13 protein-coding genes and 7 pseudogenes are annotated in these 14,928 nt (G+C 44.5%); all 20 read left to right on the forward strand.

Features of this window, described 5'->3' with window-relative positions; translation table 11 throughout:
* Positions 1-18 precede the first annotated feature (18 nt).
* The 20 genes and pseudogenes from plsY to aroH all read left to right on the forward strand — a co-directional run bounded on the left by plsY (position 19) and on the right by aroH (position 14,844).
* Positions 19-657, forward strand: a complete 639-nt coding sequence (plsY, locus tag JCM19037_RS02740) for a glycerol-3-phosphate 1-O-acyltransferase PlsY (protein WP_042397583.1) — start codon at positions 19-21, stop codon at positions 655-657.
* A 31-nt stretch (positions 658-688) separates the two neighbouring features.
* A pseudogene (locus JCM19037_RS02745) lies at positions 689-1,728 on the forward strand (NAD(P)H-dependent glycerol-3-phosphate dehydrogenase).
* 83 nt (positions 1,729-1,811) lie between these two features.
* Positions 1,812-2,069, forward strand: coding sequence for a stage VI sporulation protein F (locus tag JCM19037_RS02750; protein WP_042397587.1), 258 nt, complete (start codon positions 1,812-1,814; stop codon positions 2,067-2,069).
* A gap of 267 nt (positions 2,070-2,336) precedes the next feature.
* Positions 2,337-2,537, forward strand: a complete 201-nt coding sequence (locus JCM19037_RS02755; protein ID WP_042397589.1) for a DUF2768 domain-containing protein — start codon at positions 2,337-2,339, stop codon at positions 2,535-2,537.
* Positions 2,538-2,557: 20 nt separating this feature from the next.
* Entirely contained in the window at positions 2,558-3,283 is a 726-nt protein-coding gene (locus tag JCM19037_RS02760; protein ID WP_052363478.1) for a hypothetical protein, read from the forward strand.
* 184 nt (positions 3,284-3,467) lie between these two features.
* Positions 3,468-4,948: pseudogene (gene spoIVA / locus JCM19037_RS02765) on the forward strand (stage IV sporulation protein A).
* 154 nt (positions 4,949-5,102) lie between these two features.
* The gene (gene folE / locus JCM19037_RS02770) at positions 5,103-5,669 is read left to right on the forward strand and encodes a GTP cyclohydrolase I FolE (protein WP_042397592.1); all 567 of its coding nucleotides are present in this window, start codon (positions 5,103-5,105) and stop codon (positions 5,667-5,669) included.
* Between the two features lie 28 nt (positions 5,670-5,697).
* A complete protein-coding gene (mtrB, locus tag JCM19037_RS02775) occupies positions 5,698-5,919 on the forward strand; it encodes a trp RNA-binding attenuation protein MtrB (RefSeq protein ID WP_042397597.1) in 222 nt (73 codons plus the stop codon).
* Positions 5,920-5,974: 55 nt separating this feature from the next.
* A complete protein-coding gene (locus JCM19037_RS02780; protein ID WP_042397599.1) occupies positions 5,975-6,643 on the forward strand; it encodes a heptaprenyl diphosphate synthase component 1 in 669 nt (222 codons plus the stop codon).
* Positions 6,640-6,777, forward strand: a complete 138-nt coding sequence (locus JCM19037_RS25480) for a hypothetical protein (protein WP_193744638.1) — start codon at positions 6,640-6,642, stop codon at positions 6,775-6,777. The genes JCM19037_RS02780 and JCM19037_RS25480 overlap by 4 nt, the downstream gene beginning before the upstream one ends.
* A gap of 5 nt (positions 6,778-6,782) precedes the next feature.
* A pseudogene (locus tag JCM19037_RS02785) lies at positions 6,783-7,512 on the forward strand (demethylmenaquinone methyltransferase).
* A pseudogene (locus JCM19037_RS02790) lies at positions 7,505-8,362 on the forward strand (UbiA-like polyprenyltransferase). Before JCM19037_RS02785 ends, JCM19037_RS02790 begins: the two co-directional pseudogenes overlap by 8 nt.
* Positions 8,359-8,955, forward strand: coding sequence for a UbiX family flavin prenyltransferase (locus JCM19037_RS02795; protein WP_042397602.1), 597 nt, complete (start codon positions 8,359-8,361; stop codon positions 8,953-8,955). Before JCM19037_RS02790 ends, JCM19037_RS02795 begins: the two are co-directional and overlap by 4 nt.
* Positions 8,952-9,809, forward strand: coding sequence for a menaquinone biosynthesis protein (locus tag JCM19037_RS02800; RefSeq protein ID WP_052363479.1), 858 nt, complete (start codon positions 8,952-8,954; stop codon positions 9,807-9,809). Before JCM19037_RS02795 ends, JCM19037_RS02800 begins: the two co-directional genes overlap by 4 nt.
* 105 nt (positions 9,810-9,914) lie before the next feature.
* The gene (gene hepT / locus JCM19037_RS02805; protein WP_307189710.1) at positions 9,915-10,796 is read left to right on the forward strand and encodes a heptaprenyl diphosphate synthase component II; all 882 of its coding nucleotides are present in this window, start codon (positions 9,915-9,917) and stop codon (positions 10,794-10,796) included.
* A gap of 82 nt (positions 10,797-10,878) precedes the next feature.
* Positions 10,879-11,279, forward strand: a pseudogene (gene ndk, locus JCM19037_RS02810) (nucleoside-diphosphate kinase).
* Between the two features lie 57 nt (positions 11,280-11,336).
* On the forward strand, positions 11,337-12,122 hold the full coding sequence (locus JCM19037_RS02815; RefSeq protein WP_042397608.1) for a protein-glutamate O-methyltransferase CheR: 786 nt from the start codon (positions 11,337-11,339) through the stop codon (positions 12,120-12,122).
* Positions 12,123-12,202: 80 nt separating this feature from the next.
* Positions 12,203-13,374 (forward strand): annotated as a pseudogene (gene aroC / locus JCM19037_RS02820) (chorismate synthase).
* Positions 13,375-14,465 (forward strand): annotated as a pseudogene (gene aroB / locus JCM19037_RS26560) (3-dehydroquinate synthase).
* A complete protein-coding gene (gene aroH, locus JCM19037_RS02830) occupies positions 14,458-14,844 on the forward strand; it encodes a chorismate mutase (RefSeq protein ID WP_042397610.1) in 387 nt (128 codons plus the stop codon). The pseudogene aroB and the gene aroH overlap by 8 nt, the downstream one beginning before the upstream one ends.
* Positions 14,845-14,928: the final 84 nt, after the last annotated feature.

The raw sequence follows: 14,928 nt of genomic DNA on the forward strand, positions 1-14,928 counted from the left end.
GGGGGGAGTGGGGAGACGATGGATGTTATTCTTGCAGGGATTATTGCGTATCTTATCGGTTCAATTAGCTTTAGTTACATTTTCGTAAAGAAAATCAAGAAAGTAGACATTCGAAAACACGGCAGTGGAAACGCAGGGGCGACCAACACATTACGTATATTGGGGAAAGGTCCTGCAATACTTGTATTGCTCCTTGATGCGGTGAAAGGGATCGTCGCCGTGCTTCTCGGTTTTTTAATGGAATTGTTGTTCTTATCAAGCGGTCTGTCATTTTTTGATCAGTACTCGGGTTGGACACCTGCGATCTGCGGGTTGCTCGCAATACTCGGTCACAATTATCCGGTTTATTATCAATTCAAGGGTGGAAAAGGTGTCGCGACAACAATTGGTGTCATTGCAACGCTCGTTTTCTTTCCGGCAATCTATGTTGGGATTGTTGCGATTTTGGCGATCGTCATCACGAGATATGTGTCGCTTGGATCACTGATCTTTGCTTTTTTCACCCCGTTTACGGTGTTGTTTACGCTTGATCATTATGGTTATCCAATATCATACTTTGCGCTTACTTGTGTTGTTGGGATCATGTCTATTTGGCGGCATCGAACGAACATTCAACGTTTAGTCAAAGGGAATGAAAGTAAAATCGGAGAAAAGTAGTGTGCGGTATTCGCTTGAAAGCTGGAAAGGGATGATGGGGATGAAACAACGTGTAGCAGTTCTTGGTGCGGGAAGTTGGGGGACGGCGCTCGCGATCGTTCTCGCCGACAATGGCCATGATGTTTTAATGTGGGCGAGAAGAGAAGACCAAGTGAATGAAATGAACGATCATCATACGAATGAGAAGTATCTTTCCGGTGTGACGCTCCCTAAACAATTGAGGGCGTCTACAAATATGGGAGAAGTTTTGGCGCATGGGGAAGCGCTATTAATTAGCGTCCCAACATCCGGAATGAGAGAAGCTGTTCGAGAAATCGTCGCATTCAATAAAACCATTCCATACGTCATTCATGCCTCTAAAGGCATTGAGCCGGACACATTACTTAGAGTTTCAGAGTTAATGAAAGATGAGGGTATAGAAAAAGTGACGGACTCAATCGTCTGTCTGTCAGGACCGAGCCATGCCGAAGAGGTGGCCCGAAGACAGCCGACGACCGTTACGGTTTCATCGGATGATGTTCATGCGACAAAAAGGGCTCAAGACTTGTTTATTAACCAAAACTTTCGCGTGTATACGAATGAAGATTTGACTGGAGTTGAACTTGGCGGGTCTCTCAAAAATGTGATTGCACTCGCTGTTGGACTGGCAGAAGGTCTTGGCTTTGGTGATAACGCAAAAGCGGCGATTATGACGAGAGGGCTTGCGGAGATTACAAGACTTGGCACACGGTTAGGCGCGGATCCGTTAACATTTGCCGGTCTTTCTGGTCTCGGGGATTTGATTGCGACGTGTACGAGCAAGCATAGTCGGAACTGGAGAGCGGGTTTTCAGCTCGGTCAAGGCACGCCGCTTCAAACCGTTTTGGACGATATGGCATGGTCGTAGAGGGTGTAAAAACGACACGTGCCATGCACCAACTGGCGGCATCACATGAGATTGAGGTGCCAATTACAACGGCGTTGTATGACGTAATCTTTAATGGAGAGCATCCAGAAAGCGCCAGTGAACAATTAATGGGCCGCCTAAAAAAGCATGAGTCTGAAGACTTTTTTAAGCATCTAAAAGAATAATTGATCTAAACTTCTGCCTAGAAATCACACCTCAATTCGATCTACATACACTATTCAATAAGAATAGGAAAGTGGGTGTAGATATGAATCAATTTGATTCCATTTTCGATCGGATTCAAAAGGAGTCAAACATGAACCAAAACGATGTATACAACATGGCAAACTCAGTTAGCGGGGCTAACTTGCAAGATGAAGCGACCGTTCGTCAACTCATTCATGATGTATCAAAAATGGCAGGTGTTCCGGTTTCAAAAGAAAAAGAAGACCAGCTCGTTCGCGCGATCACAAATAACGATATTCCTTTAGATTTTAATTCATTGAGTCAACTTTTCAGAGGATAATTGCGTTTAGCTAGGCGTTCGTATAGTGCAGAGACGGATACTGTGCATAGGATACCAGTGAACCACATCCAACAAGGCTCCACCTATTGGAAGAAAGGTTTAGTCAATCGAAGAGCGGATGCTCTTCGATTTTTTGTGGACTGGATCATGCCTCCTACCTATAGCGAAAGATTTTTGAAAAATGGACAACTGTTGCTATGAACGGTTACTGCGAGATCAATCACCGGTATGCTATAATGGACGAGTGAATTTGAAGGAGGGTACGTTATGACCCCGTTACAATCAATGTGGCTGTCTTTTATCGGGTTGTTTTTAATGTTTGTGGCTGCAGCGGGTGCGCTGTTTGGAAGAGAAAAATTAAGTGGTGTACTACGTTTTATCGTGCTCAGCTTTTCATTTGTGTGCATTCTCATCGCAGGATTAATCGTGTTGGTCGTGGTCGTTCCAGGATCGCGCGCAACCCTTTGAATATATCTTTGGAGTGAAGCATGGTGCGTATTATAAAACAGCTAGTTCCCATATCGCTGCTCGTTTTACTCGTAGCTTGTGGTGATCCTGAACCGTCATCAGGAACGAATACAGGGGGCTTTCCATACGAAGAGCAATTGCAATCTGTACAAGCTGGGGTTGATCAGTTTCAAGAACAAAACGGGGTGCTCCCGATTAAGACGTTTGATGAAACGATGACCGACTATGAACGGTATCAAGTCGATTTTCGCCAACTTGTGCCTGGCTATATGCATGATGCTCCTGCGAGTGCATATGAAAATGGGGGCAACTTCTACTACACGTTAATTGATGTCGAAAACGATCCCGAAGTTCGAGTCATTCCAGTACTTGTTATGCATGAAGCGAACCAATTTGAACGAGAAGTAAATGACTACACGAGAACACACGGTTATCCACCGCTAGACGAAATGGTTGCACCTGGCATTTTTGCCCTTGATTATGAAGCTATGGGTTTAGATGAGCAACCGGTTGTATCCAGCCCGTATTTCTCCACGACGTTACCATTGTATTTGGATCGTACAGGTCAAGTGGTGATCGATTACGCGATTGATTTAAACCGAGTATTGCAAGAATATGACGGTGTTCCTGAAGATGAATCAGACATCCGCTCTATACTTACTGATGAGTTTCCGATTGCGCCTGTCTATTCTGTTCCTTATGAACTGGATAACGGAGAACCAAAAATTACAGGCAAAAACGAATAAGGAAATGTTCTAAACCTCTCCTCTCTATCTATATATAGAGTAGAAGAGGTTTTTTGTTTTTGTAAATATTTCGAGAAAACGATCCGCCTGTTCAATCCTTGTCATAAAGAAGTGGACAACATCATAGAATGCAATGACACATATTTTGAAACGGTGGAGTTAATTTTAGATCGGAGGGGATCTCGTGGAGAAAGTGGATATCTTTAAAGATATCGCGGAGCGTACAGGAGGTGATATTTACTTAGGCGTCGTCGGTGCGGTGCGAACAGGTAAATCAACCTTTATCAAGAAGTTCATGGAATTGGTCGTATTGCCATACATGGACAGTGAGGTAGAGCGCGCCCGCACACAAGATGAATTGCCGCAAAGTGCAGCCGGAAAAACGATTATGACGACAGAACCTAAATTTGTACCGAATACGGCTGTTGAGCTACATGTCGATGAAGGCTCGATGTAAATATAAGACTCGTTGATTGTGTGGGCTATGCCGTTTCGGGAGCGAAAGGGTATGAAGATGAGCACGGACCGAGAATGATTAATACGCCTTGGTACGAAGAACCGATTCCGTTCCAAGAAGCTGCAGAGATTGGAACACGAAAAGTCATTCAAGAACACTCGACGCTTGGTGTTGTTGTCACTTCTGATGGTAGCATCGGGGAATTGCCGAGACATGAATACTTGGAAGCAGAAGAGCGCGTCATTGAAGAGCTAAAGGAAGTTGGCAAGCCGTTTATCGTTATCGTCAACTCCGTTCGACCGTACGCACCAGAAACAGAAGAACTCCGAAGTGATTTGGAGCAGTTGCATGACGTACCTGTACTTTCAATGAGTGTAGAAAGCATGACAGAGCACGATATTAATCGTGTACTAAGAGAAGTGCTCTTTGAGTTTCCGGTGCACGAAGTGAACGTCAATTTACCGAGTTGGGTCATGGTGTTACGCGATGATCACTGGTTAAGAAAAGATTATGAGCGATCTGTGAAAGAGACGGTTCAAGATATTAAACGGTTGCGAGACGTCGATCGCGTCGTCGGTCACTTTGCAGACGAGTTTGAGTTTATTGATACCGCCTCGTTATCAGGTATCGAAATGGGGCAAGGGGTCGCCGATATTGATTTGTATGCGCCTGATGATTTGTATGATGAGATCTTAAAAGAAGTGGTCGGTGTAGAGATTCGAGGGAAAGACCACCTTTTACAACTTATGCAAGATTTCTCCCATGCAAAATCAGAGTATGATCAAGTATCCGAAGCGTTGAAAATGGTTAAACAAACAGGCTATGGTATTGCCGCACCGGCCATTACGGATATGAGTTTGGATGAACCAGAAATCATCCGACAAGGGTCAAGGTTTGGGGTGCGCTTACGAGCGGTTGCTCCGTCCATTCATATGATTAAAGTTGATGTCGAGTCAGAGTTTGCCCCGATTATCGGGACAGAAAAGCAGAGCGAAGAGCTCGTGCGCTACTTGATGCAAGATTTTGAAGAAAACCCGCTTTCCATTTGGAATTCAGATATATTCGGTCGCTCTTTAAACAGCATCGTCCGCGAAGGCATTCAAGCGAAGCTCTCTCTCATGCCTGAAAATGCACGGTATAAGTTAAAAGAAACGCTGGAGAGAATCATTAATGAAGGAAGCGGCGGTCTGATTGCGATTATCTTGTAAGAACAAACTCCCGTTATATAACGGGGGTTTATTTTGTTTTTATTTGATGAGGCTTGACGAAGTGTTACAATAGGATAAGAGGTCATAATTGCTTTATAAAAGGCCCTGTGCTAAAATTTCTAGCGATTAACATGCGATATAGGGGCCATACGCCATGACGAAATTCGACAAAGAAAAAATTGAATCTGCGGTCCGTCAAATCCTTGAAGCGATCGGAGATGATCCTGGTCGAGAAGGAATTATAGATACACCTGCCCGGGTAGCAAGAATGTATGAAGAAGTATTCGGTGGCATTGGTGAAGATCCTGCTGAGCATCTGAAGACAGTATTTGGAGAAGAGCATGAAGAGCTTGTGCTCGTCAAAGACATTACGTTTTATTCGATGTGTGAACACCACCTACTTCCTTTTTTCGGAAAAGTACACGTAGGTTATATTCCTAAGAATGGTACAGTTACAGGGCTTAGTAAATTGGCACGTGTTGTTGAAACCGTAACGAGAAGGCCACAACTTCAAGAAAGAATTACATCAACCGTAGCCGATGCTTTGGTAGAGACGTTAGATCCGCACGGTGTGATGGTCGTTGTTGAGGCTGAACATATGTGTATGACGATGCGGGGTATTCAAAAGCCTGGCAGCTCGACGGTGACGTCTGCGGTTCGTGGCGTATTCGAAGAAGAGGAGTCTTCGCGTCAAGAAGTATTGTCTCTCATTAAGTATTAGACAGTAAATGCGTAGAGGAGGGATTCTCATGAGTAGTAACAATGACTTCTTTGTCGTTCGGGCAGAAGAAGACGGTGTGAATGTGATTGGTTTAACACGTGGAAATACGACGCGCTTTCATCACTCTGAAAAGCTGGATAAAGGCGAAGTGATGATTGGTCAATTTACAGAGCATACGTCTGCGGTTAAAATTCGCGGCAAGGCGCTTATTCAAACGAGTCACGGAGAAATGTTGACAGAAAGAGAGTAGCAAAATCTAGCTACTTTCTTTCTATTCAGGATCATGGGTTTCCGGAGGGAAGAGTATGCAACAAGCAGAATGGAAAGAAGAAGAGCGGTTTCAATGGATTCAAGATCGATTCGATCGATTAAGCGCTCATCGGTATTTAAACCAACACGTTTCGAAAGTGAGCATCGACCTTGACAAAATGATGCTTTTCACGAATTGTATTGACGCCCCTGAATTGGCTGAAGAAGGTAAGCTGAAGAGGACTACAGCAGCAATGCTAGTAGACGCAGCGCTTACGACTCATCAATACGTCCCATTACATAATGAAGCAAGGGACCGGGAAATTGAAAAGCAATTGACGGTGCTTGCTGGAGATTGGTTTAGTAGTCTTTACTATTCAGAGCTCGCTAAGCTTGAAGACGTGAAACTCGTACGTGTGTTCAGCGGCTCCATCCAAAAAACGAACGACGCGAAGATTCGACTTCATGAGCATGACTGGTCAGGCGTAGATGAATTGGAAAGTCTTGTCACGATTATGGAATCTACACTTATTAAAAACGTCGGTGTCTTTTATAATCACGAGGCTGTGCAACACATCGCGCCTCCTTTTCTAACGTATCGAAGACTACTTGACATGATTGAGCACGCAGAAGAAAAAGAGAACCCTTCGGTTCAGCGAGGCTATCACCGTTATTTGCCATGGAACCGAGTGGGGAAGTTGGGGATGTATCGGCTGAAGGGATGATCCAGCAACTTCGAATTGTCGCTGAACGTGTATACGTTAAGCTTGAAGAAGCGTATAACACGCATCAAAGCCAACTAACAGATCATCTATCCAATCGCATCGGAGAACTCTTAGCGCATAATCGGGAGGGGTAACAACTGTGGGGAGAACGAATGAAAAACACGTTCATGAAGTGTTTCAATCCATATCAACGAAGTATGACAAAATGAACGGTGTCATCAGCCTGAACATGCATAAGCAATGGCGCCGAGACATTATGAGGCAGATGTCATTGCCCGTTCACGCTCAAGTGCTTGATGTGTGTTGTGGCACAGGAGATTGGACGATTGCCATCGCCAATCAGCTTGAAGGCAAAGGAAAAGTGCACGGTCTTGACTTTAGTGAAAATATGCTCGAAGTCGGCCAAAAAAAAGTCGATGATGAGAAACTAACAAATGTGGAGCTTCTTCATGGAGATGCGACGGAACTGCCATTTGCCGATGAGTCGTTTCACGTTGTCACAATCGGCTTTGGGCTCCGCAATGTACCGGATCCGAAAAAGGCGTTACAAGAAATTCTTCGTGTTCTTAAACCCGGAGGACAAGTACTCTGCCTAGAGACGTCCCACCCAGAGAATGTGTTGTTTAAGCGTTTTATTCTGTGTATTTTAAACAAGTCATGCCAAGCTCGGTCGCTGGGTCGCTGGAAGCGGAAAAGAGTATCAGTGGTTGTATGATTCGACCGCAACGTTTCCGAAGAAGAAGGAACTCGCTGAGTGGTTTGTTGATTCTGGTTTTGTTGATGTGAACTTCCGCAGCTATGCTGGTGGTGCAGCTGCTGGTCATTGGGGTTTTAAGCGATCAGTTCTTGAGGATGCAATCTATGAATAAACTAAAAACGATTCTCGAAATGATCAAGTTTGAGCATACCGTTTTTGCACTTCCTTTTGCTTTTTTAGGTGCGATTCTCGGAAGCTTTGTTGAGAACGGTACGTGGCCAACGCTTTTACAAGTCTTTTGGATTACTGTTGCCATGATAGGTGCACGAAGTGCTGCGATGAGTTTAAACCGGGTGATTGATGCAACCATTGATAAACGAAATCCGAGAACGAGCAACCGTGCGATTCCTGCAGGTGAGATTTCGTTCAAAGAAGTGGGCATTTTTATTTCGGTGTCGTTTGTGTTGCTATTTGTAGCTGCGTTTCAATTAAACATGTTAGCGGTTTACTTGTTGCCACTTGCGGTTTTCTTTTTAGTCATCTACTCCTATACGAAGCGGTTCACATGGGCGTGTCACTTTATTTTAGGGATGACGATTGCAATTGCACCACTAGGTGCTGGTCGGTGCGACTGGCACAATCAGTCCGGTTGCGGTGTTGCTATTTTTAGTCGTGATGTTTTGGACAGCAGGGTTTGATATTATATATGCCACGCAAGATGCGGATTATGACCGAAGAAATGGTTTGCATTCGGTCCCTGCACGCTTTGGCATTAAACGAGCGTTAATCATTGCTCGGGGTAGTCATATTATTAGTGTAACAGCGCTACTTACGCTCTCCTTCATTTCTCCGCTCGGGTGGTGTTTTTCGTTGGGGCGGTCATTTGTGCGGGCATTATGATTTACGAACATAGTCTTGTTAGTCCTAACGATTTATCAAAAGTAAATGTTGCGTTTTTTACGATGAATGGCATCATTAGTCTTTTAATGCTTTTCTTCACGATTGGAGATTTTCTTTTATGAGTGAAAAACGAATCTTTACGGTTGCTATGTCTGGAGCGAGTGGGGCCATTTACGGTATTCGCTTAGTACAACAGCTACTCTCTAGTGAGCATAAAGTACACTTCGTCATGTCTGAAGCTGCTTGGCAAGTATTTGATTTGGAGGAAGGGCTTGACGTTACGGATCGTGAAGCCTGTTTAGAGCGACTATTTCCAACAGGAGATTTGCACGTTCATGGGTTGCAAGACTTTCGGGCACCGATTGCGAGTGGTTCTTACAAGAACGACGGAGTGATCGTCGTGCCATGTTCAATGGGAACACTCGCAAAGATCGCTTACGGTCATTCAGGAAGCTTGCTCGAGCGAAGTGTTGATGTTGCGCTTAAAGAACAACGGCCATTAATTATTGTACCTAGAGAAACGCCGCTTACGAGTACGCATTTGGAGAATATGAAGCGCGTTGCTGATGCCGGTGGAACGGTCATCCCTGCAATGCCTGGCTTTTACCATAAGCCGGAGACGATGGATGACCTCATTGATTTTGTGGTCGGTAAAATTCTCGACCGACTCGATGTAAACCATAGTTTATTTCAACGATGGGGAGAGATGACATGATTAACGTTGGAGAGATTTTGTACACAAATGTCCACCCGTTCTTCTATCATTTAAATCGTAATCAATTCCAGCATGATGTGTCTTTTGTGCCGAGTATTCCAGCGAAGTTGAACGAAGCGATGGCACAAGGTAAGATAGACGTAGGAGCGATTTCGTCATTCGCCTATGCACAAAATCACGAAGATTACGTGCTAATGCCTGACCTTGCCGTAGCGGCAAAAGGAGAGGTCGGTTCAATTTTTCTTTTCTCAAAGGTCCCGATTGAACAATTAAACGATAAAAGCATTGCGCTTACGCATAGTTCAGCTACGTCTATCCACTTGCTTAAGGTTATTATGCGTAGGTTCTACGAGCATCGTGGGAATACGTATCATACGGTCCCGCCCATTTATGATGAGATGATGTCAAATCATGATGCGTGTTTATTGATCGGTGATGATGCCATTGAAGCAAAGAGAAGAGAAGAACACCAAGTGTACGTATATGATCTTGCCAATCTATGGACGGCTAACACGTCTTTGCCGATGACGTTTGCTGTTTTTGCCATGAGAAAAGACAAGCTCGCCGAAGAGCCGGAAGGCATGGAGCAACTTTTACAGGAATGGAAATCCAGTGAGGCAAAAACGAGACGTGATGGCTATGAAGAGCTCGCAGCCCACGTTTCGAAAGAATATGGTGGACCTCCATCGTTTTGGAAGCAATACTTTACGAATCTCCGTTACCAATTTCAAGAAGAAGACCAAAAGGGTCTGCTTCATTTCTACACACTTCTTTACGAAGAAGGATATTTGCACGATAAAGCCGACGAACTAAAAGTTTGGGATGTCGGTGTTGGGATACACTCCATAACTTGAAGGGGACCTGATGGTCATGAAGCTTGCAGACCTTTATATGTATTTACGAGCGGATATACACAAAATTGAACAAGAAATGAAACAAGCGGTTGAAGCGCTCATCCTGTGCTAGAAGATGCGACGCTTCAGCTGTTGCAAGCAGGTGGAAAACGAATTCGACCGGTGTTTGTATTGCTTGCTGGCAAGTTTGGCGCTTATGATATTCATCGACTCAAGCATATTGGGGTGTCGTTAGAACTCATTCACATGGCTTCGCTCGTCCATGATGATGTGATCGATGACGCTGAGTTGAGAAGAGGCCAAGAAACGGTTAAAGCGAAATATGACAACCGAGTGGCAATGTATACAGGAGACTATATTTTTGCGAAAGCGGTTGAGAGTGCGGCATTTTTCGATGAGCCGAAACTTCATCAAGCAATGTCTCGTGTCATCCACGAAATGGTCGTTGGCGAAATTGAACAGATCCGCTATCAGTATGAATGGGACCAAGATATAAAGACGTACTTTCGCCGAATTAAGCGAAAAACAGCACTGCTCATTGCCGGTAGCTGTGAGCTTGGTGCGATCGCCGTCGGTGCACCTGAATCCTCTCAGCGCGCACTCTATCGTTATGGCTATGAAGTGGGCATGGCTTATCAAATTATTGATGATGTGCTCGACTTCACAGGTACGGAAGAAGAGCTCGGTAAGCCAGCAGGAGGGGATCTACTTCAAGGGAATGTCACGTTGCCTGCGCTCTACGCGATGCATCATGATCCGAGTGTAAAAGAACGTATTACGCGTGCATTTATGGATGGAGAACCTGATGAACAAACGCTCGCTGAACTGCTAACGCTCGTTAAAAACAGCGGAGGTATTGAATACGCTAAAGAACTAAGTGAGCGTTACTTAAACAAAGCGTATCAGACACTTGAAACCTTGCCGCAAATACCTGCTGTACATTCTCTCTCCGAAATTGCTACATACATTGGTTCCAGGCGTTTTTAGAGGTTTAATCTGTCAACAACTGATGGTATACTAGAACGGGTATGAAAGCCTGTACAGAAGAAAAAGAGGAGTGCAATACAACATGGAACAATCATTTATTATGGTTAAGCCGGATGGCGTAAAGCGTCAACTTATCGGTGAAATTGTCAGCCGCTTTGAAGCTCGTGGCTACGTTTTAAAAGAAGCGAAGCTCATGAACATCTCTAAAGAAACAGCAGAATCACACTACGGTGAGCATAGCGATAAGCCATTCTTTGGTGAACTCGTTGACTTTATCACTTCTGGTCCTGCGTTCGCGATGATTTGGGAAGCGAGAATGTTATTCTTAATGCCCGCACGATGATGGGTGCTACGAATCCGAAAGATGCAACACCTGGGACGATCCGTGGTGACTTCGCAGTGAACGTCGGCCAAAACGTTATTCACGGTTCAGATTCACCAGAAAGCGCAACGCGCGAAATTGAACTATTTTTTGGCAAGTAAAGAAAGCAAGAAAACCGGTCAATGGGAATTGGCCGGTTTTTACATAAGGGGCCAAACATGACGGAGGATTATGCGCGTTTCCAATACGTTGTGAAACAAAAGACAGGGTTGGACCTAACCCTATACAAAGAGAAGCAAATGAAGCGACGCCTACAAAACTTTTATGAGCGTTACCAGTTTCAGTCTTTTATGGAGTTTTTTGAGCAAGGGTTAGCACGTGACGATAAGCTATTGCATCAGTTTCTCGATCGTGTGACGATTAATGTGTCAGAATTTTACCGAAATAAAGAGCGCTGGTTTGAATTTGAGCGAGAGATTGTGCCGATATTAAAGGAACAGCATCTGCCATTATCGGTATGGTCTGCGGCATGTTCAACAGGTGAAGAACCGTATACACTTTCAATGGTTTTTCACAAACAGTTGCAAGCAAGCGACTATCACATATTAGCTACTGACCTCGATCCGACCGTTTTAGAAGCAGCTAAGGTCGGACAATACTCCGAACGTTCAGTACGGTCGCTACATGAAAGAGAGAGACAATTTGGTTTCCATGAGCGAAACCGAGTGTTTGAAGTGAAAGGACAATTTAAACAACCGATCACTTTTGAGCGTCATAACTTACTTCAAGATCGTTACCCAGATCACGTCGATTTGATTGTTTGTCGCAATGTGCTTATTTATATGACTGATATTGCAAAGCAACAAATCATTGCGCAATTTTCAGCAACGCTTAAGCCTGGTGGCTTTCTTTTTGTCGGTAGTACTGAACAGTTATTTTCACCTGAGAAGTACGGGCTTGAGAATTACAAATCATTCATCTACCGTAAGAAAACGAGCCAATGAACGGTTCACTACCGTCTTAAGATGTGATATAATTTACTACATAAAAGCATTAAAGTGAGAGAAATTTTGGAGGTAAGCATATGCGTTTTCTAACAGCCGGAGAATCACACGGCCCCGGATTGACAACGATTGTTGAAGGGGTGCCAGCATCATTACCATTATCAACAGAAGACATTAATAAAGAGTTGAAACGTCGCCAAGGTGGTTACGGCCGTGGACGCAGAATGAAAATTGAAAAGGATCTAGTGTCGATTACGAGTGGTGTTCGCCACGGCAAAACGACAGGAGCCCCGATTACACTGACGGTCACAAATGATGATTGGGTTCATTGGGAACAAGTGATGGGTATTGATCCTGTATCCAGTGAAGATGAGCATCGCGTAAATACAAAGAAATTAACAAGGCCAAGGCCAGGGCACGCCGACCTCAACGGTGCACTGAAATATCGCCATCGTGATATGAGAAATGTATTGGAACGTTCATCTGCACGGGAGACGACGATGCGTGTTGCTGTTGGCAGTGTAGCGAAAAAAATTCTTAGTGAACTTGGAATTACGATCGGTGTTCACGTGTTGAATATAGGAGGTGTCGAAGCGAATGGAGAGTACGCCAATCTCAGTGAGCTAATTGAACGTGCAGAGGCTTCTCCAGTTCGTTGTATCGATGAACAAGCAAGTGAAAAGATGAAAGAAGCGATTGACGAAGCGAAAGCGAATGGCGACTCCATCGGTGGAATCGTCCAAGTGGTTGCTGAAGGAATGCCCCCGGGTGTTGGCAGCCACGTTCATTATGATCGTAAGCTGGATGGGAAAATTGCCGGTGCGGTCATGAGCATTAACGCTTTTAAAGGGGCAGAGGTAGCATTGGATTTGATGCAGCCAATTTGCCTGGAAGTAAAGTCCATGATGAGATTTATTGGACAAAAGAAGACGGATACAGTAGAAGCAGCAATCGCCTTGGTGGATTTGAAGGCGGGATGACAACAGGTATGCCGATCGTCATTAACGGCGTCATGAAACCCATTCCGACGTTGTACAAACCATTAAAGAGTGTAGATATTGATAGTAAGGAAGCGTTTGAGGCGTCGATTGAACGTTCGGATAGTTGTGCAGTGCCAGCAGCGGCGGTTGTTTGTGAGCACGTCGTGGCTTTTGAGATGGCAAACGGCTTGTTGGAAATGTTTGGTGCCGATCAGTTTGACCGCCTAAAAGAGACAATTGGCGCATACCGCAAAGAGACGAGAGAGTTTTAGATGGAAGTGCTTGATATTGTTACTGACTCTAAGACGTACCCGATTTATATCGGTGAGGGTGTCACAGAGCAGATTGAAGATATACTTGTAAAACAGTGGGGAAATGATCGAAAACGATTGTTTATTCTTACTGATGAAATGGTAGGTCATCTTCATTTGGATACTCTCGAAAAACGTTTGGGGAATTTTTCTGTAACAAGTTGTATCATCTCAGCTGGAGAAGCTTCAAAATCCCTTGATACGTATTCTTACGTTTTAGATGAGATGTTTCAGAGTGAACTAGATCGAAATAGCGCGGTCATTGCTTTTGGGGGCGGTGTGGTCGGTGACTTGGCAGGATTTTGTGCGAGCACTTATATGCGTGGTATTTCCTTCGTGCAAGTGCCTACTACGTTACTCGCTCATGACAGCAGTGTTGGAGGAAAAACTGGTATTAATCACCCCCAAGGGAAAAACCTAATCGGTTCCTTTCATCAACCGATCTTGTCATCTATGACACTCGTTTTCTACAAACAATGCCTGAAAGGGAATGGCGCTCAGGGTTTGGTGAAGTGATTAAGCACGCCTACATTCATCACTACGGATTGCTCGGTAGAATTGAAAAGACACTTGCAGGACAAACAGAATGGCAAATTGCCGAACAAGACTTAGCGGACTCAATCCGTGTGAAAGCGAATATCGTTTCTCAAGATGAGAAGGAGCGGGGAGTGCGGGCGTTTTTGAACTTTGGACACACACTTGGCCATTCTTTAGAAGCGAGTTCGGGTTTTGGGAAGTTGTCACACGGAGAGGCAGTCGTTATAGGTATCATTTTCGCGCTGTTTGTTTCCAAACAGTTATACAGCGGGCAAGTTCCCGATGCGAAGAAAGAAAAAGAACGGTGGCAACAATGTGGCTATCGGTTCGATCAAGTGCTAAGAGTGACGACAGATGAGCTAGTTGAAAAGATGAAGTACGATAAGAAGAATAAAGCGGGGCATATCGGGTTTGTTGTCTTAGAAAAACTGGGTGAACCTCAATTCGTTCAAATCCCAGTAGTAAAGATGCGTGAGCTTATCGATAAATGCAAGGAGGATGTATTCAATGATTAGAGGAATTCGTGGTGCAACGACGATCGATGCGAACAATGATGAAGAGATATGGAGTCGAACGAAAGACTGCTTACAAGAGATGGTCACGCAAAATGACATTCGCCCAGAAGATGTGGCACACATTTGGTTTACGGTTACGCCAGACATCAACGCTGCTTTTCCAGCGAAAGCAGCTCGTTTGTTAGAGGACCCCTCTTGGGCGTACGTTCCGGTTATGTGCGCCACAGAGATTGGTGTGCCAGATAGTTTGAATCACTGTATTCGCGTGATGATGAGTGTGAACTCATCAAAAAACCAAGTCGACATTCATCATGTATTTCAAAATGACGCGGTGAAACTCCGCCCAGATTTGGTTCAAGGGATTGACAAAAGCGAATAAACATTTTACGCTTACAGTAGACGAGAAGCTTTACCCGAGAAGAGATAACGAGATAATGAGATGAGCAGAGTGGAGACGAGTAGA

The organism is Geomicrobium sp. JCM 19037 (assembly GCF_000698105.1).
Lineage (GTDB): Bacteria > Bacillota > Bacilli > Bacillales > Marinococcaceae > Geomicrobium_A.